22 protein-coding genes are annotated in these 26,149 nt (G+C 58.3%); 4 read left to right on the top strand and 18 right to left on the bottom strand.

Annotation, left to right across the window (positions count from 1 at the left end):
* The 6 genes from NKJ55_RS27200 to NKJ55_RS27225 form a co-directional block, all read right to left on the bottom strand.
* Positions 1-3,710, bottom strand: a 3,710-nt coding sequence (locus NKJ55_RS27200) for a toxin TcdB middle/N-terminal domain-containing protein (protein WP_352452569.1), incomplete at its 3' end; no start/stop codon positions are given.
* A gap of 141 nt (positions 3,711-3,851) precedes the next feature.
* Positions 3,852-4,535, bottom strand: a complete 684-nt coding sequence (locus tag NKJ55_RS27205) for a hypothetical protein (protein ID WP_352452570.1) — start codon at positions 4,533-4,535, stop codon at positions 3,852-3,854.
* A gap of 202 nt (positions 4,536-4,737) precedes the next feature.
* Positions 4,738-5,139 (bottom strand): adenosylmethionine decarboxylase, encoded by a 402-nt coding sequence (gene speD, locus NKJ55_RS27210; protein WP_352452604.1) that lies wholly within the window; start codon positions 5,137-5,139, stop codon positions 4,738-4,740.
* 88 nt (positions 5,140-5,227) lie between these two features.
* Positions 5,228-6,847 carry a methyltransferase domain-containing protein gene (locus NKJ55_RS27215; RefSeq protein ID WP_352452571.1) on the bottom strand — a complete coding sequence of 540 codons (1,620 nt, stop codon included), beginning with the start codon at positions 6,845-6,847 and terminating at the stop codon, positions 5,228-5,230.
* Positions 6,844-7,968, bottom strand: a complete 1,125-nt coding sequence (locus tag NKJ55_RS27220) for an NAD(P)-dependent oxidoreductase (protein ID WP_352452572.1) — start codon at positions 7,966-7,968, stop codon at positions 6,844-6,846. Before NKJ55_RS27220 ends, NKJ55_RS27215 begins: the two co-directional genes overlap by 4 nt.
* Positions 7,969-8,329: 361 nt before the next feature.
* Positions 8,330-8,809, bottom strand: a complete 480-nt coding sequence (locus NKJ55_RS27225; protein WP_352452573.1) for a hypothetical protein — start codon at positions 8,807-8,809, stop codon at positions 8,330-8,332.
* Between the two features lie 130 nt (positions 8,810-8,939).
* Here NKJ55_RS27225 and metH point away from each other — a divergent pair, with 130 nt between their 5' ends.
* Entirely contained in the window at positions 8,940-12,749 is a 3,810-nt protein-coding gene (metH, locus tag NKJ55_RS27230; protein ID WP_352452574.1) for a methionine synthase, read from the top strand.
* 313 nt (positions 12,750-13,062) lie between these two features.
* On the opposite strand, the gene purU is transcribed toward metH, so the two are convergent.
* From purU to NKJ55_RS27260, 6 genes are all read right to left on the bottom strand, one after another.
* Positions 13,063-13,947, bottom strand: a complete 885-nt coding sequence (gene purU, locus NKJ55_RS27235; protein WP_031194740.1) for a formyltetrahydrofolate deformylase — start codon at positions 13,945-13,947, stop codon at positions 13,063-13,065.
* Between the two features lie 10 nt (positions 13,948-13,957).
* Entirely contained in the window at positions 13,958-14,845 is an 888-nt protein-coding gene (folD, locus tag NKJ55_RS27240) for a bifunctional methylenetetrahydrofolate dehydrogenase/methenyltetrahydrofolate cyclohydrolase FolD (RefSeq protein ID WP_352452575.1), read from the bottom strand.
* 165 nt (positions 14,846-15,010) lie between these two features.
* Entirely contained in the window at positions 15,011-15,832 is an 822-nt protein-coding gene (locus NKJ55_RS27245) for a 3-methyl-2-oxobutanoate hydroxymethyltransferase (RefSeq protein WP_023721595.1), read from the bottom strand.
* Between the two features lie 45 nt (positions 15,833-15,877).
* Entirely contained in the window at positions 15,878-16,183 is a 306-nt protein-coding gene (locus NKJ55_RS27250; RefSeq protein WP_352452576.1) for a putative quinol monooxygenase, read from the bottom strand.
* 12 nt (positions 16,184-16,195) lie between these two features.
* A complete protein-coding gene (locus tag NKJ55_RS27255) occupies positions 16,196-16,510 on the bottom strand; it encodes a MocE family 2Fe-2S type ferredoxin (protein ID WP_036245547.1) in 315 nt (104 codons plus the stop codon).
* A 37-nt stretch (positions 16,511-16,547) separates the two neighbouring features.
* Positions 16,548-17,558, bottom strand: coding sequence for a sterol desaturase family protein (locus NKJ55_RS27260; protein ID WP_023721598.1), 1,011 nt, complete (start codon positions 17,556-17,558; stop codon positions 16,548-16,550).
* A 339-nt stretch (positions 17,559-17,897) separates the two neighbouring features.
* Here NKJ55_RS27260 and NKJ55_RS27265 point away from each other — a divergent pair, with 339 nt between their 5' ends.
* Together NKJ55_RS27265 and NKJ55_RS27270 are read left to right on the top strand one after the other, a co-directional pair.
* Positions 17,898-19,136 carry an ROK family transcriptional regulator gene (locus tag NKJ55_RS27265; RefSeq protein ID WP_023721600.1) on the top strand — a complete coding sequence of 413 codons (1,239 nt, stop codon included), beginning with the start codon at positions 17,898-17,900 and terminating at the stop codon, positions 19,134-19,136.
* Positions 19,137-19,149: 13 nt separating this feature from the next.
* Entirely contained in the window at positions 19,150-20,331 is a 1,182-nt protein-coding gene (locus tag NKJ55_RS27270; protein WP_352452577.1) for an NAD(P)/FAD-dependent oxidoreductase, read from the top strand.
* Between the two features lie 109 nt (positions 20,332-20,440).
* Here NKJ55_RS27270 and NKJ55_RS27275 read toward each other — a convergent pair whose 3' ends face one another.
* From NKJ55_RS27275 to NKJ55_RS27300, 6 genes are all read right to left on the bottom strand, one after another.
* Complete coding sequence (locus NKJ55_RS27275) at positions 20,441-21,424, bottom strand: Gfo/Idh/MocA family protein (protein WP_023721602.1); 984 nt, start codon at positions 21,422-21,424, stop codon at positions 20,441-20,443.
* A gap of 70 nt (positions 21,425-21,494) precedes the next feature.
* Positions 21,495-22,559 carry an ABC transporter ATP-binding protein gene (locus tag NKJ55_RS27280; protein WP_352452578.1) on the bottom strand — a complete coding sequence of 355 codons (1,065 nt, stop codon included), beginning with the start codon at positions 22,557-22,559 and terminating at the stop codon, positions 21,495-21,497.
* 2 nt (positions 22,560-22,561) lie between these two features.
* Complete coding sequence (locus tag NKJ55_RS27285) at positions 22,562-22,894, bottom strand: Clp protease/crotonase-like domain-containing protein (protein WP_031194746.1); 333 nt, start codon at positions 22,892-22,894, stop codon at positions 22,562-22,564.
* Position 22,895: 1 nt separating this feature from the next.
* Positions 22,896-23,729 (bottom strand): carbohydrate ABC transporter permease, encoded by an 834-nt coding sequence (locus tag NKJ55_RS27290; protein WP_352452579.1) that lies wholly within the window; start codon positions 23,727-23,729, stop codon positions 22,896-22,898.
* Positions 23,726-24,613 carry a carbohydrate ABC transporter permease gene (locus tag NKJ55_RS27295; RefSeq protein ID WP_352452580.1) on the bottom strand — a complete coding sequence of 296 codons (888 nt, stop codon included), beginning with the start codon at positions 24,611-24,613 and terminating at the stop codon, positions 23,726-23,728. The genes NKJ55_RS27290 and NKJ55_RS27295 overlap by 4 nt, the downstream gene beginning before the upstream one ends.
* Before the next feature lie 66 nt (positions 24,614-24,679).
* A complete protein-coding gene (locus NKJ55_RS27300) occupies positions 24,680-25,909 on the bottom strand; it encodes an ABC transporter substrate-binding protein (RefSeq protein ID WP_352452581.1) in 1,230 nt (409 codons plus the stop codon).
* Here NKJ55_RS27300 and NKJ55_RS27305 point away from each other — a divergent pair.
* Positions 25,893-26,048 carry a hypothetical protein gene (locus NKJ55_RS27305; RefSeq protein ID WP_210164501.1) on the top strand — a complete coding sequence of 52 codons (156 nt, stop codon included), beginning with the start codon at positions 25,893-25,895 and terminating at the stop codon, positions 26,046-26,048. The two genes, NKJ55_RS27300 and NKJ55_RS27305, sit on opposite strands and share 17 nt — an antisense overlap.
* Positions 26,049-26,149 lie beyond the last annotated feature (101 nt).

A 26,149-nucleotide genomic window follows, 5' to 3' on the forward strand; every position in this document is an offset into this window, starting at 1 on the left:
TCGTTCCAGTCGTAGGAGTTGGTCGTCCACTGCGCGGTGTCGCCGACGAACCTTGGGAAGGCGGTGCGCAGGACATTGCTACGCAGATCGTAGTCGGTGTCGGCAATGCGCTTTGCTCCCGCCACCGTCTCTCCGGGCGTTTCCACCCGATAGACCCGGCCAAGCCCGTCATAATAGGAGCGGACAAAATCCTCGCCCGCCCCATTGGGCAGCGGCGTCAGCTTGGCCAGAGCCTGTGTCGCCGGATTGCCCTCGTTCTCGAAGCGCGTCTTGGCATAAGCGCCGGTGACGCTCTGCGAGACCTGATAGGGCCGGCAGAACGGATCGTAGGTGAAGGTCTTGATCAGGCCGTTGATGTCGGTCTTCGTCGCCGGCAGCCCGCAGACGGCATTGTAGGTGGCGGTCGAGACGAAGCGCGTATCCGCCACCTGTCCGCCCGTGGCGAAGTAGCGCGGCGCGCGTTCAGTTACCGGGTAAAAGTGATAGGTCGCCTCATAATCCCATTCGCTCTTGTGGCCGAGCCCGTTGGTCGCAGAGATCGTGTTGCCATAGGTGTCATAGGCAAAGTACTGGTTCACCTCCTTTTGCGGCCCCGAGTAGTAATCGGAGAAGCTGCGCTTGCGGGTGAGATTGCCCTTGACCGGCGGCGTGGCGCCGGTGTTGCCGTCATAATAGGTCTCGTCATAGCCGATATAGGCAAAGCTGGTGTCCAGCCCGGCGCGCACCGTCTGGCTGCTCGGCAGCGAGACGATGTAGGCGCTCGTGTTGGGCGCAAAGCTCGCCACCGTCCAGGTCTCGTCGCCGCTGACGTCGGTGCGGCCGTAGTCCTTGATGCTGGTGATATTGTTGTAGGCGTCGAACGCCCGCTCGACCCTGAGAGTACGTGCAATGTTCTCGGTCAGCGTCGTGTCGGTCGCAATGTTCTGCACGGTGTAGGGCTTGCTCGCGGTGTTGACCGTATAGGTCTCGGCGACCTGCTTGTGCACGGTGCCGGCGCCATCCTTCCACACCGTCAGCGACGGCAGCCCATAGCTTGCCAGGTCCTGCCGGTAGGTCGTCTCCACCTTGGAGGCCGCCGTCTCGCCATTGGCCAGCGGCTTCGTCTCGACGATCGAGGCAAAGCCCAAAAACTTGCGCGCCGCCGGATCGTATTTGCCGCCGGCATAGGCGTAGGTGCTCACCGAAGTCTGGCCGCGGCCGTCGCCGACCGACAGTTTTGTCACCGCATGCACCACCTGCGGCAGGTAGGTGTTCGCCCAGGTCGACGATGGCGCATACTCCACCGCGACCGTCCCGCCCAGCTCCGTCACCACCGAGCGCAGCAGGTTCGGATTGCCGGCGCCGGGGGCCGAGATGAACATGTGGTCTTTGTAGTCGGTAAAATCCGGCAGGCCATCGCCGTTGAAGTCGCCTATGGCAACGCCGGCATTCATCCTGGCCGGAAGTGTGAATTCCACCGGCGCCATCGCCGTCGACGACGGACGCAGCGAGAAGACGCGGATCGTGTCGGCCCTGCGCGCCGTCAGTGTGCCACCGATGGTAATGACGTCCATGCGGCCGTCATTGTCGAAATCGCGAAGAACGGCGGACGTTCCCGGTATCGAGGAAACCGTGTACTCCTTGAAGCCGACACCGGTCGACAGCCAGAGTCTGACGCTGTCATCACTGCCCTTGTAGTGGAAAATGTCGGTCGCGCCGTCGCCATTCGCATCGGCCAGAACACAGGTACCCAAGTCGGCAAACGTCGAGCAGTTCGGGGAAAACGCGGGCTCGGCCGACTCCCACGTGCCGTTTGACAGGATAGCCTTCTTTACGTTCCCGCCCAGCAGCGGCGCGAACAACGGCTGCTGGTGCCCATTGCCGAGGAAATCGCCGACACCGATCACGGTGCCGATCCCGCCCCCGTTGACGGTATCGATGCCGTCAGCGTCCGCGTCGGCGACAATAGCTGGGCCAGCCGAGAGCACATCGCACGCGGCTTCATAGCCGGGCGGCGGCGTGACGGGGGGGCCTATGATCGGGATTGGCCTGCAATTGGCATTGGTCAACGCCAGCTGGCTGTTTGTGAGGACAATCGCGCCGCGTGTCCCCGTCGTCACCGTGTGGCCGTCATCCGAAGTTGTCGTCACCGTGTCGGCAAAGTCCATCGTGCCTTTGCCGGATAATAACCTGCCAGGCTTGGAGGAATATTTGCCGTCATACGCTGCGTTAAGGCCTGCCGAGATTATATCGATGAGTGCGCCATTCGAATCGAACTTGTATCGGTACTTTGTTCTGCTGGCAGTTCTTTGTCCGGTTGGGGATTCCCCTTGCGTGGCGTAGTCGCCAAAGATCTCGTCGCGGCCGTCAAAGTCCAAATCGCCGACCTCGTTTGCTGCTCCCACGCTGGACGGAAAGAGAGGACCATCTGTGAGGAGTGCGCTATTAACGGTCGTGTAGACCCCATCAGTATTCTGGTAAGTCATCTGGCCGAGCGGCTTGGCGGTGCCGCCGGTGATGGTGCCGTCGGCGGCGATGGCTGCATCGGTGCCATAGCGGGTGACGGCGGTCAGGCGCGAGGCGTTTGAGAACGGCGCCTGGTCGTAGGTCAGCTTGTAGGCGCTGCGCAGCACGCCGGAGACCGTGACGCCGATGGCCTTGATGCGCTGGCTGGTCTCGGAGATGTCGCGGCCATTGCCCATCAGGATCAGGTCGGGCCGTGTCTCCAGATAGAATTTTACGACGCTGCCGTTGTAGCTGATCGTATCGGGGTAACAGACCGGGGTTGCCGGACAGGTGTAGCTGTAGGCGACGCCGTTGCCATTGGTGTCGGTGACCGAGGTCAACAGCCAGCGATAGCTTTGGGCCAGATCATAGGCCGGCGTGCCGGCAGTCGGCGTCAGGTTGGCGACGGCCGCCACCGAGCGGTAGGTCGAGACGGTGCCGTCGCGATCCGTCACCTTCCATTCATTGGTGGTGCCGTTCAGCGCAATGCGGCGATAGGATTCATTCTCCGTCGCATGCGTGCCGCCGGTCGAACACGACGGCGACACCGTGCCGGCGACGCAGGCAACCAGCTGTTGGCCGTCGAGCAGATAGATGTCGGTGCCATCGAAGGCCGGCATGCCATAGCCGGGGCTTGCCCGCTCGATGACGTCGAAACCATCGAGCCCCCAGGCATAGCCCAGCCAGCCCTGATAGAGGCCGCCGGTCTTGGTTCGGCGCGAAGAATCGTAGGTGAGCGCGATCGACGGCTCGATGCCATGGAAGTCCGAAAGGTCGATGCCAATGGCATAGCCCAGATTGCCGTTGCCAGAGTTCTTCGGCAGATCCACCTTCGGCGTGCCGATCGCCTCCGGATCGCCGCTTTCGGAGGTCGTCGTCGTCGCCAACGTCGTCGCGGCAGGCTCCTCCGGTGCGGCATCGCTGTCGGTCGGTTGATCGGTCGTTCCTACTTCCGCCGCCGCGTCGGGAGCCTCAGTCGCGGGCGCAGCATCTCCCGTCGCGCTTGCTGGCGGCGTTGCGCCCACATCATCCGTGCCGGAGCCTGATCCCAGCGCTGCGCCGCGATTGCCAAGGTCCCCGCTCGCGCCAACATCTGGCGAAGTCCCTTGCGCCTCCTGCGCAAAGGCCGCCATCCCTGCAGAGCTTCTAATATAATAAACAAAAGATGTATCCGCGCCGAAGACGCCTGCGGCAAGCATTGCCGCACCAACAAGCAACTTGTTCATGATTCCCCCGAGCCAAAGTTGCTTACTTCTACTCAACCGCCCTCAAACGGGTACGACGCCAAGTCGTCACAGAGGCAATATCCACAGCGAAATTTTCGAAAGGCACCAGTGGCACCCGTCAATCGTCTTCTGCTCAGCGAGTTAGGCAGCGTGAACAAAACTTTGCGATTGCCGCCTGCGAATCGCTGCGCTGCTCGGACTTCCCCTCCATCGTCGTATTTCAGGCGCGGCAGCAGCTGCCACCCTGCCGGCTAGAGCGCCGCTTACCCCTGTTCGAGCTTTCCGAAGCGCACCAGATCGTTCAGCGCGGAACGGATTTGCGGCCAGGGGAATTCGGAGCATTCCTCCCAGCCTCGCCCTTACGCAATACAGCGTCGAGCTTGCCCGCCACACCAGCAAGAGTGGTGGCGGGGGTCGTTGAGAACGCTTCCAGCAGATAGTCAGCCCGCTCACCTGTGGCGCCTTGTCACCACGGGCGAGACGGGCGCGCCGGTGCTCACGCGACACCGCAACGCTGGCGGGATGGATGGCATAGGCCTCGATGTCGCGCGCCCACAGCCAACGCGCCAGCCAAAAGCCGACGCCGGCCGCCTCACAGGTGACGGCGATGCGCTTGATCGTGTGCCCGGCTTCGTCGCGCCAGCGCTGCAGCAGCTTCAACAGTGATGGTGCGACAGCATCGATCTTCTTGAGGGGCTGGCGCTTGAGACCCGGTACGAGCGCGGCGACGAGCCACTTCGCCTTGCTCATTTCGATGACGGCGATGACCGTGTTATCCTGTTCAAGAGCGGTAAGGGACCGGCTCGCGTCAAAAGACTGCGACATGGGGTGCCTCCTTCTGATGGTGGATCCAACAGCGCCTAAGGTGCCCCACCCTCGCCGCTCGCCCCATAGCGTCTACTCCCCACTTTTACGGTGATCGAGCAGCTCTGATCTTTCTTCGCCTTGGCGGCCGCCGGGATGCAGTGCCCGAAATCACGGGCGCCTGACGCACGAGATCGACGACGCGCGATTGATGAATCGAAAATTAGCGCTCAAGCCCCTTGAGCCAACGTTCGGAGTCGATCCGATCCGGTTGAGAGTATTGGTCGGCATTGTCGGCTCTGCCGCGGGCAAGCAAATACTCGACGACACGGATCGGCTTGAACTCTTCCTTCAGAACGGCAATAGCCTCTTTGGGGCGGGCCCGGGCACACATAAACACATCTAATGCCGCATAGCTGTGCTCTGGCCAAGTATGGATACTGATGTGAGATTCCGCCAATACCAGTACGCCTGAGACACCCTCGGGTGAAAACCGATGGAAGTTTGAAAAAAGTATAGTGGCTCCAGCGGACTGTGCGCTTTTCGTAATGGCTGTTTCGATAAAAGCGGGATTGCCAAACCTGTGCCGCCGAACAGATCGACAATATAATGGGCGCCAGCGCAGATCACGCCGTTAACTGAAACAAAGTTACCTGCACCGCCTTCGCGATTGTGCGACATGCTAAAAGCTCCAAAATATCGAAGGAGATCGCTCAGCCATTTTTCTGGCCGACCCAAACGAAAATGGCGTCGTAAAGTGGGTCCCGCTGTATCTCGATACGACGGCATTCCAGCGGGGTGAGCCCCGCATTCTTCATCGCGCTGGCTATCAGTTCGATGCTTAAATACGAATTGTCGTGCCCATCCTTCTGCGCAAATGACTGCCGCCTTGCCCAATCCGCTCCGATAGTTCGGCCCGTGGGTGCAAGGTGATCAGCGATGTGCTGGAAGCAATCGTCGTACGCGTCAGCTGTCCCCGAAATCGCTAGATTACCGAAGGCAGTGATCAAGTCGTATCGGTGGCTGTCCATCCAACTTGGCCACCGCTTCAGGCAGTCGAAAATCAAGAACTCGGCAAAGCGCTCGCGAAGCTGGTTGACCGAGTGATTGGATATTTTGAAATGATCGGCTACCCAACCGTAACACTCAGGAAGCGGTTGATTGCTCCGTACGAAGTTCGCTAGCACGCTAAGGGCTTCAGGCGCGATGTCGCAGCAAGACAGGCGATTGACTCCCTTGGTTGGGAGATACCAGAACAGCGTCGAAGTTCCAGATCCCAGATCGAGAGCATTTCCCATAACGCCCCATTCCGCCATCGCCTTCAAAATATCCTCGGCCCCTTGGCCCTTGATGAAGGGGCCGGAGAAATACTCCGTCAGATAGGTCTCAAAATAAGCTCGGACGGACGGACGCATTGGAACCAACTGCAGGTCTTTCGTTCGAAAGGCATCACGGTCGTTCTGGAACCCTCGGCCGAGTTCCCACATAACCCCGGACGGGGGGAGCTGACCGTCCCGAATGTCGGTAGTTGCGCTGAGAAGAAAAATCATTCGGGCGTCGTTCGGCTGGTACCAGTTGCGTCCGTAGTCGCCGAACACCTTTTCAACCTTCAATCCAGCATCGACGCAAAGCGCCGTGAACTCGTCGACGCAGTAAGGCCTAAGTCGAATGGTCGTCTCGGTCTCGTCGATGGCCGTCTCAGCGTCACGAATGTGTCTGAACGACACGTCGACTGTGCCGTCACAATTGTGTTGCTGCATACGATGACGAGACAACGTGAGCCTGGCGGCTAGCGGGCGCGTCCACTCAAAGCGCCAACTGCCATCAGGGGCAGTAGGATCGAAATAGTCTGGCTGGAGGTAGGCCTGTTCTGGCCTGACCTTTGCGAAAGACGATAGGTCGATCATCAATGTCCCATCGTCCGAGAGGTGCCGTCGCAGCGCTTTGAGCGACTGCCGCGCCTGGGACAAGTCTACCAACAGCTGAAATGCCTCTCGGGGCACGAGGATAAGGTCGAACCGCTCTTCGAGGTCCAACGTCCGGAGATCCCCAACGAGTGCTGACACATTGTTGAAGCCGAGTTTTTCAGCCTTTTCTGTCAGCCGTTCGACCATAGCCGGTTCGTTGTCGACAGCGACTATCGAACATCCGCTTCGAGCCAAATTAAGCGCGTTACGCCCGACCCCACACGGAATCTCAAGGACCGAGCGCGTAGAACCACCAACAAGACTGGCGAGAAAAGCATGGTCTACAGTGTCCGTATATTCGACATCGTAGTACGCGGCCCGTTCTTTATATGATATTATGCCGCATCGCCATGGCCGCCCCCTCACGCGGATTTCTTGGCCAATGCCTCGATCAAGGCAAAGTCGCTAATCACGTGCGGATGGATGATCTCACCGTTTTCAACAAATTTGCCCTTTTGGGAAACCGAGTCCTGGAAATCCTTAAGAAAAATCGATTTGCCGAGACTAATAAGATAACGCGTATGGTTTGTGGTTGCCCCGATCGACGCCGTCTGATGCACGTGAGCTGGCATGACGGGATCCTTGTAGTGCCAAACGCCATGCACCTTATATGGTGCCGCGCCCATCCAGGTGAATGTATGGGCCGTCGGGATGTATCCTGCTCCATAGCCGCAAGTGACGTCGATGATCATCGAGCCTTCCTTCATCTTCTTGACGAGTTCGTCTGTGAGCATCGCTGGTGTATCGTAGGTCGAAATCAAAGTCGCTCCGATCACCAGGTCGGCGTCGGGTATCTCTCGCTCCAGGGCTTCTTGCGAGACAATCAGGCATTTGACGTTCGAGGGAACGGTCGCCTCAAATCGGCGGAGGCTTTCCTCGCGGTAGCCAAAGACAACAACTTCGTTTCCGAGACCTGCGGCTGTTCGAGCAGCTGCTGCGCCGACATTTCCATGCCCGATGACGACGACTTTCGGCGGCTTCATCCCCGGTAGGGAAGCCAGCATTATGCCGAGCCCTCCCTGCGTCGATAGCAGGTGATGGGCCCCAAAGAGCACAGCCAATTTCCCGCTGATCTCGCTATCGGGCGTCATGAGCGGAAACGAACCATCTACGGCCTGAAAGTACTCATAGCTATAGGCTGTCACCCCATGCTCGCGCAGGTGGTGCGTTAGCTCGTAGTTTTCGCCTGGGTAAAAGTATGCGCCAATATGCAGCGGGCGGCACAGGTACCGCCGTTCGGCGACGCTCGGAAACTTATATTTCAAGAGGAATGGAGAAACTGTCCAAGCCTCGTCTGTTGAAACGATTTCGCCCCCTGCCGCCTTGTAGTCCCCATCAAACGCTCCCGAGGCGGCTCCGGCATCATGCTCAACGTAAACCTTAAAACCGGCCTCGACAAACTGTCGAACACCTTGCGGAAGCATGATAACCCGCTTCTCGTTGTCGCGGGTTTCTTTCAGGATAGAGACCGAGGGTTTATCCGTCATATTGGTACTCTTCATTTCGAGATTTTGTAGAAGTGTCGTGCTAGGCCCCTGACCTGCGTCCTGGTTAGATTCGAGCTGTTTCGTCGCGTTTTAGGAATAGCGTCAGCCGCACCAGCAGACTGAGAATTCCCACCTAACGCTGCGAAAGCGTTAGCGGACGATGCAGGGCTTTCATTCGGCAGGAGCCTGCAGCAGCGCTTCGTCTGATCTTCTCAACCTTCCGCATTCTCTTCCTCCCGAGCCCGCTCATAACGCTCAGCATTTCCTGACCGATCTCCGTCGCCTCGACGCTTGCGGTATGGGAAGCTCTGACCCTAGCTCTCGCCTGATATTCCCGCCCGCGGTCCCTTCACGTCCAACCTCAGACGGCGAGACAATGCCGACTATTGTGTTTCGCCCGATCGTCAATGAATTGCTTCAACTCGGCTCGCCACATAATCAGTCCCCGTGGCTCGGCATGGTACGCCTGCAGATCTTCAGCCATCTTCAGTTGCTCCGAGCAATTCAGGCGAATTGCCATCGTCATCTCCCTTGGTTTGCGGGCAATTGCCGTCACGATGGCTTCCCAAAGTTGATGTGCAAGTGACGTGCCATCCTGATGATGTAGCTCCGCGCTGATACTCAAGTTGGGCCGGCGCGCCTTCTCCCCGCGCGCGTCTTCTTTTCTTGCTTTGAGGGCTTCGCACGAAATGCAAAACGTTCGACTATAATGCGTCCGTTCGATAGTGGACAGTTTGGGCCAAAGGCCACAATATTGTTTGCATCGGTCGAGACACCATGGGAGCGGCGCCGGCTTGAGCGCTGCCGCCCAAGCCGCTTCGAGAGCATGCCGCTCATCCATCTCATCTGCTTTTGGACCGATTTTGACACAAAACTTTCTCTCCGGTGCGCGACACCCAGGCTGGAGCGCGTATGTTGACATAAAGATGTCTTTATGTGAATTTGGACACACTGTCGTCTTGAGGATGAAAATGTCGCAGAATTCTGCATCGCTGGACGCATTGTTCGGCTCCGTCGCGGCAAAGCCCGACGAGTCGGAAGTGCTTGCGGCGCTGACGGCAGCGGCGCGTGAGCGCATCCTCATCCTCGACGGCGCCATGGGCACGCAGATCCAGGGGCTGGGTTTCGATGAAGATCATTTCCGTGGTGAGGCCTTCGCCGGCTGCGCCTGCCATCAGCAAGGCAACAACGATCTTCTGATCCTGACGCAGCCGAAGGCAATCGAGGAGATCCACTATCAATACGCCATCGCAGGCGCGGATATCCTCGAAACCAACACCTTCTCCTCGACGTCGATCACCCAGGCCGATTACGGCATGGAGGATGCCGTCTATGCGCTGAATCGCGATGGCGCGCGGCTGGTGCGGCGCGCCGCTGTTCGTGCCGAGCAGCAGGATGGCAAGCGCCGTTTCGTCGCCGGCGCGCTGGGGCCGACCAACCGCACCGCCTCGATGTCGCCCGACGTCAACAATCCCGGCTATCGCGCCGTGACCTTCGACGAATTGCGCCTCGCCTATGGCGAGCAGCTGCGCGGCCTGATCGATGGCGGCGTCGACATCATCCTGATCGAGACGATCTTCGACACGCTGAACGCCAAGGCGGCAATCTTCGCAGCAGAAGAGGTCTTCAATGAGAAGGGCGTGCGCCTGCCGGTGATGATTTCCGGCACCATCACCGATCTGTCCGGCCGCACGCTGTCCGGCCAGACGCCGACCGCCTTCTGGCATTCGGTGCGCCATGCCAGCCCCTTCACCATCGGCCTCAACTGCGCGCTCGGCGCCAATGCCATGCGCGAGCATCTGGCCGAGATATCAGGCGTCGCCAACACTTTTGTCTGCGCCTATCCAAATGCCGGCCTGCCCAATGAATTCGGCCGTTATGACGAGAGCCCGGAATTCATGGCCGCGCAGATCGAGGATTTCGCCCGCGAGGGGCTGGTCAATATCGTTGGCGGCTGCTGCGGTTCGACGCCTGAGCACATCCGCGCCATCGCAGAGGCGGTGCGGAAATATCCGCCGCGCGCCATTCCCGACATCGTGCGCAAGATGCGCCTGTCCGGGTTGGAACCGTTCACGCTGACGGATGAGATTCCCTTCGTCAATGTCGGCGAGCGCACCAATGTCACCGGCTCAGCCAAGTTCCGCAAGCTGATCACGGCGGGCGACTATGTCGCCGCGCTCGACGTGGCGCGCGACCAAGTCGCCAATGGCGCGCAGATCATCGACATCAACATGGACGAGGGACTGATCGATTCGAAGAGGGCGATGGTGGAGTACCTCAACCTGATCGCCGCCGAGCCGGACATCGCCCGTGTTCCTGTCATGGTCGACAGTTCCAAATGGGAGATCATCGAAGCCGGCCTGAAATGCGTGCAGGGCAAGCCGCTGGTCAACTCCATCTCTATGAAGGAAGGCGAGGCGGCATTCCTGCATCATGCCAGACTCGTGCGCGCCTATGGCGCGGCGGTGGTCGTCATGGCCTTCGACGAGGACGGCCAGGCCGACACCAAAGCGCGCAAGGTCGAAATCTGCACCCGCGCCTACAAGCTTTTGACCGAACAGGCCGGCTTCCCGCCCGAGGATATCGTCTTCGACCCCAATGTCTTCGCCATTGCCACCGGCATCGAGGAGCACGACAATTACGGCGTCGACTTCATCGAGGCGACGGGAGAGATCACCGGGACGCTGCCGCATGTCCATATCTCAGGCGGCGTGTCGAACCTGTCCTTCTCGTTCAGGGGCAACGAGCCGGTGCGCGAGGCCATGCATGCGGTGTTCCTTTACCATGCTATCCAGGCGGGCATGGACATGGGCATCGTCAACGCCGGACAGCTTGCCGTCTACGAATCCATCGATCCCGACCTGCGCGAAGCCTGCGAGGATGTCGTCAACAACCGTCAACCGAAAGGCGGCGGCACCGCCACCGAACGCATGCTGGAGATCGCCGAACGCTTCAAGGGCACGGCGGGCCAGGAAGCCAAGGAGCGCGACCTCGCCTGGCGCGAATTGCCAGTTGCGCAGCGGATCAGCCATGCGCTGGTCAACGGCATCACCGAATTCATCGATGCCGACACCGAGGAAGCGCGGCTGGCCGCCGAGCGCCCGCTGCATGTCATCGAAGGCCCGCTGATGGCCGGCATGAACGTCGTCGGCGACTTGTTCGGCGCCGGCAAGATGTTCCTACCGCAAGTGGTGAAATCGGCGCGGGTGATGAAACAGGCGGTGGCCGGCTTGCTGCCGCATATGGAGGCCGAGAAGCTGGCCAATACCGCCAATGGCATCGACAATGGCGAACGCCAGACGGCGGGCAAGATCCTGATGGCGACGGTGAAGGGCGATGTCCACGACATCGGCAAGAACATCGTCGGCGTCGTGCTGGCCTGCAACAATTACGAGATCATCGATCTCGGCGTCATGGTGCCGGCGGCAAAAATCCTGCAGACGGCGCGAGAGCAAAATGTCGACATCATCGGCCTGTCCGGCCTGATCACGCCCTCGCTCGACGAGATGGCGCACATGGCCGCCGAGATGGAGCGCGAAGGCTTTGACATTCCGCTTTTGATCGGCGGCGCGACGACCAGCCGCGTGCACACGGCGGTCAAGATCCACCCGCGCTATGCGAAAGGCCAGACCGTCTACGTCACCGACGCCAGCCGGGCGGTCGGCGTGGTGTCGTCCTTGCTGTCGAATGACAGCAAGGCGAAGTATGTCGACACGTTGCGCGCCGAATACAAGAAAGTCGCCGACGCGCATGCCCGGTCCGAAGCCGACAAGCAGCGGCTGCCGCTGGCCAAGGCGAGGGCCAATGCGCATCGGATCGATTGGTCTGAATATGAGCCGCCGAAGCCGTCCTTCACAGGTGTGAAGGTCTTCGAGAACTGGGATCTCACGGAACTCGCGCGCTACATCGACTGGACGCCGTTCTTCCAGACCTGGGAGCTGAAAGGGCGCTATCCCAAGATCCTCGAAGACGAAGCGCAAGGACCCGCCGCGCGCCAGCTGTTCGAGGATGCGCAGGCGATGCTGAAGCAGATCATCGCCGAAAAATGGTTTGCGCCACGCGGCGTCATCGGCTTCTGGCCGGCCAATGCCACCGGCGACGATATCAGGCTGTTCACGGATGAGGGGCGATCGCAGGAGCTGGCGACCTTCTTCACGCTGCGCCAACAACTGACCAAGCGCGACGGCAAGGCCAATGTCGCATTGTCGGATTTCGTCGCGCCGGTGGACAGCGGCAAGCCCGACTACATCGGCGGCTTCATCGTCACGGCCGGCATCGAGGAGGTGGCGATCGCCGAACGATTTGAGAGGGCCAATGACGACTATTCGTCGATCATGGTCAAGGCGCTGGCCGACCGCGTCGCTGAGGCCTTCGCCGAGCGCATGCACGAGAAGGTGCGCAAGGAGTTCTGGGGCTATGCGGTCGACGAAAAGCTGGCGCCGGACGAGCTGATCGGCGAGCCCTATCGCGGCATCCGCCCGGCGCCCGGTTATCCCGCCCAGCCCGACCACACCGAGAAGGCCACACTGTTCCGGCTGCTCGACAGCGAGCGCAATGCCGGGGTGAGCCTGACCGAAAGCTATGCGATGTGGCCCGGCTCGTCTGTGTCGGGGATCTATCTGTCGCATACCGAAAGCTATTATTTCGGCGTCGCCAAGGTCGAACGCGACCAGGTTGAGGACTATGCACGCCGCAAGGACATGCCGCTCGCGGAAGTGGAGCGCTGGCTCGGACCCATTCTCAACTATGTGCCAGCGCACTATGCCGAGGCTGCGGAGTAGTGGCGGCAAGCTCTGCCGTCTTACGCTCCGAGCCGCAACTGCCGTTTCTGTATCATGGAAATGAGGTGCCGGATAAACGCTCAGGTCATAGGAATGTCAGCTGAGGCACAATTTCCATTCACGCGTTTCCGGCCGCCTCAGCGATGGCCATATCCCTCGCGCGCAGGAAGACGCTCTCCATCCGCCAGTGCTCGTTGGTGTAGCGGGGGTCGTGTGCCCATTCGTCCCAGCCATGATTGCGGCGGAATTCGCCGAGCAGGCCGGAAGCTGCAAATGACCTTTCCGAAAAGTTTGCGACAGAACCTTTCTATCGCTACCCCATTCGTTCTGAGGCGAACGAACCGGGTGATGGTGGAAATACAACCGTCTTGTTCCCGTTTAGGAAAACTCGGCCATGGATGTGGGCGTGTATCGCCCGTGCCAAGGCCTGTGCTTCAACGTCACGACCCAAGCTGACGTAATCCTCATTGGACTGCGCATGTGTCACCCGAATGATGTCTTGCTCAATGATCGGCCCCTCATCTAGATCGGCAGTGACGTAATGAGAGGTCGCGCCGATCAATTTCACTCCGCGTTCATACGCTTGCTTGTAGGGATTGGCGCCCTTGAACGAAGGAAGAAACGAATGGTGGATGTTGATAATGCGGCCGGACATCTTCCGACATATTTCATCCGAGAGAACCTGCATGTAGCGAGCTAGAACGATCAGCTCGGCCTTGGTCTCGGTCACTACAAGCATCTGCTGGGCTTCCGCTTCGGCTTTATTTTCCTTCGTTACCATGATGCAGTGAAACGGAATGTCGTGATTCACCACGACCTTTTGATATTCCATGTGATTGGAGATCACCGCCACGATATCGATCGGGAGAGCGCCAATGCGCCAACGGTAGAGGAGATCGTTGAGGCAGTGGCCGAAGCGAGAGACCATGACGATAACTCTTCGCTTCACGGCCTCGTCAAAGAATTCTGAATCCATCGCGAAGCGCGATGCGATTGGATCGAAGCCGACGCGGAGCTCGTCCAGGTTTCGCCCACCTTCAGACCGGAAGCTCACTCTCATAAAGAAGTTGCCAGTATCAACATCGTCAAACTGCGCACTGTCCGTGATGTTGCAAGTTTGATCAGCGAGAAAGCTGGAGATCGCAGCCACTATGCCCCTGGTGGAACGACATTTCACGCGAAGTGCAAATTTCGACATTGTTCGTTCCTCAGTTGTTTCGCGCCGCCAAGGTGTGACGGAATGCGGAAAGGGTATTCGCGAGCAAACACGCGATTGTCATCGGACCCACGCCGCCTGGGACAGGTGTAATCGCTTGAACGTGAGCAGCCTCTGCAAATGCGACATCGCCAACAAGGCGCGGCTTTCCGCCTTGGGTCACCCGATTGACACCTATGTCGACGACAACCGCGCCTGGCTTGATCCAATCACCTCGGATCATTTCTGCGCGTCCGACCGCGGCGACTAGAATGTCGGCCATCCTGCAGAGAGCCGGAAGTTCGCGGGTCCGCGAATGAGCGACTGTTACAGTGCAATTCTCAGCCAGCAACAGTTGGGCCATTGGTTTGCCGACGATATTGCTTCGTCCAACTATGATCGCGTGGAGACCAGCTAAATCGCCGAGACGATGCTTCAGGAGCAATAGGCAGCCGCGAGGAGTGCACGGAACGAACCCTTCTTGGCCGGTCGCCAGCCTGCCGGCATTCTGGACATGAAACCCGTCGACGTCTTTGGTCGGATCAATCGCGTTGAGAACCATGTTCGGATCAATCTGAGACGGCAATGGTAGCTGTACCAAAATGCCATGCACAGAAGGGTCCTGATTCAATTCATTAACGATTGACAACAGGTCGTCCTGATTGGTGTCGGCTGGAAGTTTGTGTTCAAAGGACGCCATACCCACCGCAAGCGTCTGACGGTGTTTGTATGCGACATAGACAGCACTCGCTGGGTCTTCTCCCACTAAGATCACTGCCAAGCCCGGCACTTTTCCGGTTGCCGATCTCAGCGCAGCTACATCGGCGGCAATCTGCGTGGTAAGGGTGTTTGCGACTGCTTTTCCGTCGATGAGCTTGCTGGGTTGAATGCCAACGGTCATGATTTTGCCTTTCGGTCTCGCGGGCGTCGAAGGATGCTGGACGCCGTGCCGGTACGACCAGCGCGGCTGCGATGGAAATCCCTGCGGACCGAGGGACAATTAGTCTATCTCAACTGAGAATAGATCGAAAAAGTGGATACTGATATTGAGACGGAGCAAGTCTCACTATCGAGATCCCAAGTGACTAAGAAAGGTTTCAAATTCAGCCTCCGGGATCGCCGCAGTGTGTTCGGGTCCGGGATAGGCACCGGAATAGATGTCAGCCCGGAATTCCCGGAATGCCGCGACGCGTTCACTATTCAGTCGGTCGAACTCGGCCTTGAAGTTGCGATACGCCTTGGCGTGGCGCGGAAGGCGGTTCCGGCCGTAGCCGAGCACGTCCTCTGCGAACAGGTACTGGACATCGCCACCTGAGCCCGAACCGAGGCTGAAGTAGATCATCGATGTGTTTTTGGCGAAGAACTCGGCTATCCGGCCGGGAACGACCTCAAGCTCAACAGCGAAACAACCGATTTCCTCGAGCCGTTTTAGTCGCTTCCACATCGTCAGCGCCTCTGATGCGGTCTTTCCGACAGCGCGCCAGCCGGTCCAGGTAACGTAAGATGGAATAAGGCCCACATGAGCGACAATCGGAATGTGATTTTCGCACATTGTCCTCTGGATATCGAAAGAAGCGGCACAATAGAAACAATCGCCCCCAATCGCTGTGTAGCGGTAAGCCGCCTCCAGGAATTGCTCGGCGCTGACCAGCAGCTTTCCGTCCACGGTTCCTTTCGTTGGCGGCGTCAGGCCGATCTGCACGAAGCACGCCCCCGCCGCCTCACGCATTTCGGGGGTGAAGTCCTTTGCCTCGATTGACAGGAGATCGATCCCCGCAGCGGCGGCGGCGGCGGCTTCCTCCGTGCTGGTGACATAGAGCATCGAAAGCTTTTCGCCCCGTCGCTTCTTCGCGCGTATGTCTTCGACGTGAGGTCTGTTGTGGTACATGATCGTGGGTCTCCGCGAAATGCGACTCCCTTTAATGAGTCTCGCTTACTCAACGGGTATCAGGAAGGTCAGGACTGAACCGGCACCCTGAACGAGGGTCCCAAGCTTGGCGTTCAATCGAGCGTTCTCGGGTGCGGAAAGGTGCGTCTCGAAGGCCGCCTGGTCCGCGTAGACCTCGTAGACGACAAACTTGTCTGGTCGACCGTCGACTTGGCGGCAGGCAAACGCTCGGTTCCCAGGTTCTTGCCGAACAATGCGCCCGTAGTCGCATAGCAAGCCGCGGACCTTTTCAACCGTCTCCGGAAGAGCCGTGACTTCCGCGATTACGGCTTTCGGGTTGATGTCGGTCAACGGATAGTCTCCTCAGACATCGATTATCACGCGGCCGCCTTCGACCTTAACGGCGTAGGTGCGCAGGTTATCGCAGGCGGGAGGCGTCTCGACCTCGCCGGTTGTGAAGTCGAAGACCGAGGCATGCTTGGGGCATTCCACCGTATTCTCCATCACCAACCCGTCGGCGAGGTGGATATTCTCGTGGGTACAAAGCCCGTCCGTGCAGTAATACTGGTCCTGATGATTCCGGAAGATTGCGAACGTCTTACCTGCATGGTCGAACCGTAGGCCGCCTTCCTCTTCCAGGTCGTCGGCTCCACAAACGTCAATCCAAGGCATCGTCACTCTCGCTAGATTTTGAGGCAACAGGGTTCGAGCGGGTTCAGGCCGATTTGTCCTTGAGGCGCTCTTTCTTGGCGCGGAAACGCGCCTTCATCCGTTCGTCAGATTCCTTCGACCCGTCGTGATAGGTGCCGAACATCCGGTCCACGGGGACGAGCCCCTCGCCTCCGTAATTCACCTCGAAATACTTATGGTGGAGGTAGTGCATATAGGCGTGGGTATCGAACCCCTGCTCATCGCTGGTCTCAACCGTGTCGAAACCGATGTGCCCAGGCACGGCGCCGAAACCCGCGAAGTGTAGCTGGTAGAGTGCAATGACGGGGTTTGAGGGGATAACGAAGTGCCAGAAAACCACCCCGAAATAGAGCAAGTGCTCAATGGGATGCATCGATAGCGATGACCACGGGCTGGGATTTATGGAGTTGTGGTGCACCGAATGGACGTATTTGTAGAGCACTGGGACGTGGATCAGCCGGTGGATGCAATAGAAGTGGAAGTCGTGAATTATCGGCACCACGACAGCCACGACCCCGAGCCACACAGGGTGCTCGGCGAAGTTGAGCCAGGGTATGTATCCATTCGCGGAACTCCACAGCATCAAGACCTGCAGGCACGTCCATATCGGTACACCGATCAGCAGCGACCGCAGCATATTGTCGAGGGTCTGCTTATTGAACCAAAATACATTTGATTGCTGATCCGCCGGGAACTTGTGGTTGTACTTAAATCGGTTCCCCTGCCGACGGCGAACGTAAAGCGGCAACTCCCAGCTTTGGTACCAGAGAAAGGCCAGGATGAGGTTCACCGCCAGCATTTTCAGCGACCAACCCCATGCAAAGTTCTGCAGGACTGCGGCGTCAGGGACAACCAGCTGCCAGTAGGCGAGTGCCGAGACCATGAACAGCAGGTTGTACGGAAAGAAGTAAGATGGAAGCCACTTCAGAAGCTTCTTTGGATTGGGAGGGAAGAGCCATATTGGCGCCGGCTCCAACAGCTCGTTGGGAGCCCAATCGCCGCGCTTGCTGCGCGTTCCAAACTTAAGATCGTCCATCGGATGCTCCTTTCGATCTCGCCCCGAAAGGCCCGATCGGCCTACAACATGCCAATATTCCAACAAATGGTCAATAACTAAATCCGGTTGATTTACAAAAAAAATCATGCCAGATTTCGGCCGTCGATCCTACGGCAAGCTGACGGGTGGAAGACGAAGCACTACGACCGCATTCACGCGCTCAAAAGGAGCCTCAATTGGGATATCAGACGCGGCGGGCACTGGCGCGATGGCATCGCGGGCGTTCTGGACGTCAAGACCGGCCAGCAGTAACGAGAAGGGCGCCATGATAACCGGCGTTTCCGATCTTAACGCCCCTGAAAACGCGAGCTGTATCTAATGTCAGTCGACAGCACCTTCAACGCATTCGTAGGCAACGCGACGCACCGTGGCGGCAACCAGATAGGTGTCAAACACTACAATGAGCGCTTAATCCTTAGTCTGATCCAGGAGGCTGGCGCGCTTTCCAAGGCCGAGATCGCGCGCATTACACATTTGTCCTCGCAAACGGTCACGATTATCGTAAATCGCCTCCTCAAGGAAGGATACCTGCGGAAGAAGGACGTAATCCGCGGCCGGATTGGTCAGCCTTCTACTCCGATCGAGATTGCACCGGATGGAGCGATTTCGATCGGGGTCAAGATTGGCCGCCGCTCCTTGGATCTGCTGGCTCTATCGTTCGACCGCCGGGTGATTGCTAAGAAAAGCTTTGCCTACGATGCCCTCGACGCGGACGTCGTCTCGGGCCTGATGGGAACAGCGTTCGACAGCCTGAAGGATGATTTGAGCCGCGTCCAGAAATCCAGACTCGTGGGCGTAGGTATTGCTGCTCCAACGGCGATCGAGTCTGGCATAGCCGTCATCGGTGATCCTGGCGGTGCATCCCCACGCTGGCGGGAGGCCGACATGGTCGCCAGGGTCGAAGAAACCTCCGGCTTGAGCGCCGTGGTGCTCAATGACGCTGACGCTGCTTGCTTGGCTGAGATTGATTTCCGGAGAGAGAACCGGAATCGGTCAATCGTATACTTTTACATCAGCACCTTGATTGGCGGCAGTGTTGTTTTGGAGGGCAATCTAATTACCGGCCACACCGGCAACGCGGGCGCGGTGGGTGCAATCCCTCTTAAACTTGGATCGCACAATAGGAGTCCAGCGCCCGCGCGGTTGAGTCAAGCCGCCTCCCTCAATCGGTTGGAGGTCCTTGCGGCGCAGCACAAATTGCCAATGAAGACGTTCCGTGAAGATGGTGGATCCGTCGCCAAGCTTGATGAACCGGCACTTGCCTGTTTCGATGAGTGGTGCGATCTGGCGGCGGATGCACTTGCTTTTGCGGCCATCTCTGGCACGAGCTTCATCGAAGCCGATAGTGTCGTTGTTGACGGCGTCCTCTTGCGACCTCTCCTCGATCGTCTCATCGTGAGCGTCCGGGAACGAGTGGCAGGCTACGATCTGGAGGGCATCATCATTCCTGAGTTCCGTGTGGGCTCGATCGGGTTTAACGCCCGCGCGATTGGCGCTGCTCTGGTTCCATTGAACGAACAGTTTGCGCCAGACAACAAAGTCGTTCTCAAGAGCTGAAGTGAAGGACCGCATGGCAGAGATAGCTATTGTCGGCGCCGGAGAATGCGGTGTCCGCGCCGCATTCACGTTGCGGGAACTTGGTTTTCAAGGGTCGGTAACGTTGCTGACCGCAGAGAAAGCTCTGCCATATGAACGACCGCCGTTATCCAAGACGATGCTAGCCAATCCCAAGGCCATTCGTGCCGAAGATGCCTATCCCGGAGCAGGGATCGAACTCCGACGTGGTGCGCTGGTCGAGTCTCTGGTGCCTGAGAGGCGGGAGATTCACCTCGCCGATGGCACGCTCTTGACGTATGATCAGTTGCTCCTTGCGACGGGAGCCCGTGCCAGATTGTTTCCTGGCCTTGAAGGCTGTCTCACACTACGAACCGATGTGCAGGCGCGGCGCATTATGCTGGAGTTCAGCAGCAATGCGCGCATCGGGGTCATTGGTGGCGGATTCATTGGCCTTGAACTCGCCGCGACTGCGCGGCAGGCAGGTGCCGAGGTTACGGTGATCGAGACCGCACCGCGCATTCTCGGACGCGCCGTGCCCGGGGCGATCGCCCAAATCGTTCACGCGCGGCACGAAACCGCAGGGGTCAAGATTCTGACTGATACTGTCGTCACCGAGGCTGGAACGAACCGCATTGTGCTGGCCAACGGGATTGAACTGGAGTTCGACGCCGTTATCGCTGGCGTCGGGGCGATCCCTAATACCGAGCTCGCCGAAAAGGCCGGTCTGTTCGTGGATAACGGGATTGTTGTCGACAGCGCATTCCGAACCTCCGAACCCAATATCTTCGCCGCAGGCGACTGCTGCAATTTCGAGTGGCGAGGAGCCCGTATGCGACTTGAAAGCTGGAAGGCCGCACAGGACCAGGGTGCCCATGCCGCAGCAGCCATGCTCGGTGCCAGTGGAGAGTACCAGAAAGTCCCGTGGTTTTGGTCGGATCAGTTCGATCTGACTCTGCAGGTCGCAGGGCAGTTCGATCTAACCCGGGATATACATCACCGCGCAGCCTCCGGTGGGGTCCGCATCGTCTTTCAGTGCGATCAAGATGCCCGGGTCTCAGCGGCCGCCGCAATAGGACAGGGGAACACGGTCGCGAGGGACATGAGTGTTCTCGAGAAGCTCATCGAGCGCGGAACTGTGGTTGCGGCCAGTTCGCTGATAGACCCTGACTTTAGGATCAAGGGCTTGCTCAAGTAATCAAGTAATAAAGCCGCCGGAGGTCTACCAGCCCAAGCCAAGGTGCGGTCCGCGGCCGTCGTCGCGGCATCCGCTCCAGCACTTCTCGACCGAAATCAACTAAAATGCTCTATTCGTTCGGATAGCGCAGTCCGATTTGCGCCCTGATCGTATCAAGTGATTGCATTATCGACACGGTCTCGTTAGCAGGCATGATCTCACCGGACAATTTTCCAGCCGTCACAAGCCTCTCCATTTCGGCAGCTTCATATTGCATGCCACGTCCTGCTACCGACGACGAATACTCTTCTATCACCCTGTCATTCTTGTCGATGTGGCGAAATGAAGTTGGCGAATACCAGGTAGATGCAATCTCAACTCTCCCCTCGGTGCCGAGGATCGATGCAACATTGGGTCCGGTGTTGTCGAGACTGGAGATGGTGGTAGACAAAGCCCCGCCGGCGTGTTGGAAGATAGTTGCTACCTCAGCGTCCACTCCTGTCTCCTTAATCCGAGCCATCGAAACGATGTGTTCAGGCTCTCCGAGCACGTCAAAGGCGAACGAAATGGGGTAAATGGCGAGATCAAGCAGGGCGCCTCCGCCGAGTTCCAGAGCGTTGAGCCGATGATTGGGATCGCCAGGAAGGTCACGAGTATGATCGGCGATCACCGAATAGATCTTTCCAAGCACTCCTGATGCGATGATCTCCCGGATGCGCACCATATGAGGAAGGAAGCGCGTCCACATCGCCTCCATCACGACCAGGTTTTTCGCAGAGGCGAAATCAACGACATTGCGCGCTTCCCGTGCATTGATCGTGAATGGCTTTTCGATAAGCACGTGCTTGCCGGCGGTCAGCGCCTTAAGCGCGTTGTCGGCGTGCATCGGATGGGGTGTAGCCACATAGATAATATCGACCTCCGGGTCCGACAAAAGGTCCTTGTAGCTGGCGTGCGCGTTGGGAATACTGAAACGATTGGCGAACTTGTCGGCTCCTGCCTGTGTTCGAGAGCCGACAGCCGAGACACGATGACCGGCAAGCTGCAAATCCTGGACAAAGAGATCAGCAATCCAGCCGGTCGCTAGAATCCCCCAACGCAATTCGGCGTTCATTATCTTACCTCAAGGCTCGACTGTGAATTCAACTTTGTAGGTGTCACGCTGCATGAGATATTGACTAGCCTCACCTACTTGCGTCGAACGCGACCCGCGTGCCGCTGGTCGTGTCGAAGAAATGCAGATGTTTCGGATCGAAGCGGATGCCGACGTTTTCTCCCATGTGCACCTTGGTATTTTTGTCGGTCTTCACGGCGACCAAGTTTCTGCCGACCTTTACGGTAACCAGCGTGCTGTCGCCCAATAGTTCGGTGGTATAAACCTCGCCGGCCATATTACCCGCGTCTGTTTCGCTGAGCCGCATATCTTCGGGTCGCTGGCCGACGGTGATCGCGCCGTTCACGCCGGCCGGAGCCGCAAGCGTCAACTCGGAGTCCTGCACCCGTCCGTCGGCAATTGCTATCGGAAGCAGGTTCATGGGTGGATTGCCGAGGAAGCCGGCAACAAAGACGTTTGCCGGCGTGTTGTAGATGTCGAGGGGTGTGCCGACCTGCTGTAGTTTGCCGTTCGCCATCACGGCGACACGGTCAGCCAGCGTCATCGCTTCGACCTGGTCGTGCGTCACATAGATCGTAGTGGTACCGAGGTCGCGCTGCAGGTGCTTCAATTCCGCGCGCATATAGACGCGCAGCTTGGCGTCGAGATTGGACAGAGGTTCGTCCATCAAAAACAGTTTGGGCGTGCGTACGATGGCACGACCGAGCGCCACGCGCTGTCTTTGCCCGCCGGACAGTTGACCGGGTTTGCGCTCTAGAAGCCCGCCGAGTTCGACGCGCTCGGCGGCGGCGCGTACCTGGCGCTCGCGTTCCTCACGGTTCACACCTGCGACTTTGAGCGGATAACCAATATTGTCCGCCACGGTCATATGCGGATAGAGGCCATAGTTCTGGAACACCATGGCGAGGTCGCGTTTACCCGGGGGCAAATCGTTGACCACACGATCGCCTATGCGAATCTCGCCAGCGCTCGGGTCGTCGAGCCCGGCGATCATGCGCATTGTGGTGGACTTGCCACAGCCAGAGGGCCCGAGCAACACGATGAACTCGCCATCGGCCATGGCGAGCGAGATCTTTTCCACGGCGACAAAGGAGCCCCAAAATTTAGATACGGATGACAACGTTACGGAGGCCAAGATCATATCCCTTCGTGGACGATGCTACGGACAGCAGTCATAGCTGTGGAGTATTTGTCACGATAAATCGTTGACGGCGATGGTCGGTTTTGGGAACGCCTCCGACGGTCGTTCAGCCCGCATCGAGCAAACTGAAACTCCATGAACTCCCGCTCAGGTCGGCCCATGTAGCCGGCGATGTCGGTGCCAAGTGCTAAGGCGCCAACGTCAGTACCGGTGAGAATATGCACATGCACGTCTGGATCAGAGGGCACTACGTTCAGCTTCTCCAGCCAGTCCCACGTCAGCAACGCGATGCTGGGCTCAGGAATATCCAAGAGCATGATATCCGACACGTCAGCCCTTCACCGCGCCGGCCGTCAGGCCTGCTACGAACTGTCGTTGCAGAAAGAAGAAGACAGCGACCACCGGCATGGAGATCATCACGGATGAGGCCATGAGCTCTCCGTAGCGGATGCCGTACTGGCCGATAAAGTCATTCACTCCAACTGGCAGCGTGCGCATCTCCTTGGTCGAGGTAAAGGAGAGCGCAAAGAGGAACTCCTGCCAGGTGACGATAAGCACAAAGACTGCAGTGGCGACTATCCCCGGCCGGCAAAGCGGCACGATTATCTCGAAAAACGTTCTGAACGGCCCGGCCCCATCGATCGCCGCCGCTTCTTCGAGTGTCAGCGGCAAATTGGCCATGAAGCCACGCAGCATCCAGATCGCCACCGGCAAGGTTACGGTGACGTAGGCGAGGATCAACGACGTATATGTGTTGAGTAGGTTGGCCCCCTTCATCATCTTGTAAATCGGGATGATGATGGCGCTGGCCGGGAACATCTGCGTGACGATCACCAGCGTCATGGCGATGATAAGTAGGCGGACGTGGGTGCGCGTAAATGCATAGGCGGCCAGCAGGGCTAACGAAACGGTGATGATGACGGTGGACAGTGAAACGATGACCGAATTCATAAAATAGGTTCGGAACTCCGGCCGGAATGCAGTGACGTAGTTGTCGAAGGTCGGGTTCTCCGGCCACAGCCTGGCGGGAATGGAAAAAGGCTCGGCCGCCGGCTTCAACGACACTGAAACCATCCAAAAGAAGGGCACCAGGATTATCAGCGCCAATACGACGTTGAGGGCCAGCAGTGCGGCTTGGCGGCTCCTGTGGGAACGGGTGTTCATGACGCCTTCCCCCTATGCCGGCCGCGCGACAAAACGCCGAAATAGACCATTATCAGCAGCGCCAGGACCAAGATTGAAAAAACGCCATATACAGCAGCTTCGCCAAAGCGAAATTGTCCGAAACCGAGTTCGTAGATCTGGGTTGGGAAGATGGCTGTGGCATTCTGTGGGCCACCGTTTGTCATCACCCAGATTACGTCGAAGTAATTGAAAGTGAGGATAGTGGTAAGGAGGAGATTGATGGCGATCACGTCTTTGATTCCGGGGAGCACAACGTCAAACAGGCGCCTAGTCGCTCCCGCTCCGTCTATCTTGGCGGCCTCGACCTGCTCTTGGTCGACCGTCTGCAGGGCCGCTAAGTAGACGATCGCCGAGAAGGGGAACCCTTTCCATACGGCCGCCATAATGATCGAGCCCATGGCTGTCGACGTTTCCGCCAGCCAAGCGGTACCGTGGTCGATCAGTCCCAGGCTAATAAGTAACGAGTTCACCAAACCGAGTTGCGGGTCATACATGAATCGCCAAAGGATGGCGGCCACTACGCCGGGGAGGACCCAAGGCAAAAGCACCAACGACCGCATAAGTCCCTGGCCAGGCATCTGCTGATTGAGCAGCAGTGCGACCAGCAAGCCGAACACATTCTGCAGTGCTACCACAAAGACAGTCCAAATGAGGGAGTTCCACACTACTTGGCCGAAGATCGGATCGGCCAAGATCTTGTAATACGCTGCAAGCCCCTGGAACTTCGGCACCGGGTTGATGAACGAGGTCGAATAAAGGCTTTCAATTATGGTGCCGATCATCGGGTAATACATAAGTGCGCCGACCAGCAGCAGCGCCGGAGCTACGAAAATCCAGGCCATCCAGCGTTCACGATAGGACATTGTATCATTTCCCGATAGAGAGGGCCGGGCTCGGGGCAAAGCCCGAGCCCGGCTTAGTCCTGGTGACTAGTTAAGGGCGTCGATAGCAGTGCAGGCCTTGCCGGCTGCCTTCTGCGGATCCATTCCGGAAAATACATCCTGCGCTAGAGTCACCTCGATGTCGGCGACTTCGAGATAGCGAGGTGACAACGGCCGGGGTGAGGCATTCTCGAGATGAGGGATGATGAGATCCGCACCTTTGCGGTTTGCCGCCAAAAAGCTTTTTGCGGCCTTCATGTTTGCCGGGACAAGTTCGACAACATCGCCGTTCACGTCTTCGCGGGTTAGGAACTGGATGAGTTTCCAAGCGGCTTCCTTGTGCTGGGAAGCTTCAAAGATGGCAAGGTTCCACCCACCATACGTGCCAATCGCCGTCTTACCTTCGGGCGCATTCCCTACAACGAAATCCCAGTCAAGTTTGGACTTCTGCAGAGTCGGCTGCTCCAGCGCGGGCCAGAACTCCGTTGCAAGAGATCCGTTTAGAAAAAGTTCGCGCATCGTTGCGGAACTGGCGTTCATGATGCCCTGCGGCGCATATGGCACCAGTGACTGCAGGTAACTCAATGCCCCGACCGCTTCAGGGCTGGTGAGCGCGCATTTGCCCTTCTCATCCAAGACTTTACCGCCATTGGAGAAGATGAAAGTATCGAGAACGACGACCGTGTCTTCCCCCTTGTGGCCGAACAAGCCAATGCCGTAGCGGCCCTTGGACTTGTCCGTAAGCTTCGGCGCCGCTGCCTTCAATCCCTCGAAGGTCTTTAGCGAGGCAGGATCAACGCCAGCCTCTTTGAGGAGTGCCTTGTTGTAGTAGGTGAAGGACCAAACGTCCACGTTGATGGGGATTCCCCAGAGCTTGCCGTCAGAAACGTTCGAGTCCCAGGCTCCTTTGAAGAAAGTGTCGCCCGTAAGACCGGAAGTCTTGACTTGGTCGTCGAGAGCCGTAATTGCGCCGGCTTGAGCAAAGGCGCCCATCCAGATTTGATCCAGGGTGGCTACATCAGGCGCATTACCGCCCTGTACCGCCGTCAACAACCGCTGTTGGTACTCCGAATATGGTATTGTGGTAAGCTCTACTTTGATTTCGGGGTTTTCCTTCTCGAAGCGCTTCAAGGCGTTCTGCTGATTCTGATTGAAATCGGATTCGGCCCGCTGGTTGTCCCAGAATTTTAGCACGACCTGCTCCGCGTTGGCCGAACCCGCGGCGAACATCGCTGTGGCCGCTGCGAGGACGGCCGACTTCATGACGTTGCGTATCATCCATTCACTCCCTGTTCAGTTTGTTTGGCTTGATATCCTCGCCGCCGGCCGTGCCGGCTTCGAATGGACCACCTCCTCCACCGACTACGATCAAGCGATGGATCGACACCGCTCCGGTGTTTGTGGACGCCGCGCGTGACCGGCGTGATCGCACGGATTAACTCAATAAATTGGAACGTTCTAAATTGCAACAACTATTTTCCCTCACCCATCGGGCCCAGATCTGCACCGCTTCAAGCC

It is taken from the genome of Mesorhizobium sp. M0106 (genome assembly GCF_040322715.1).
Lineage (GTDB): Bacteria > Pseudomonadota > Alphaproteobacteria > Rhizobiales > Rhizobiaceae > Mesorhizobium.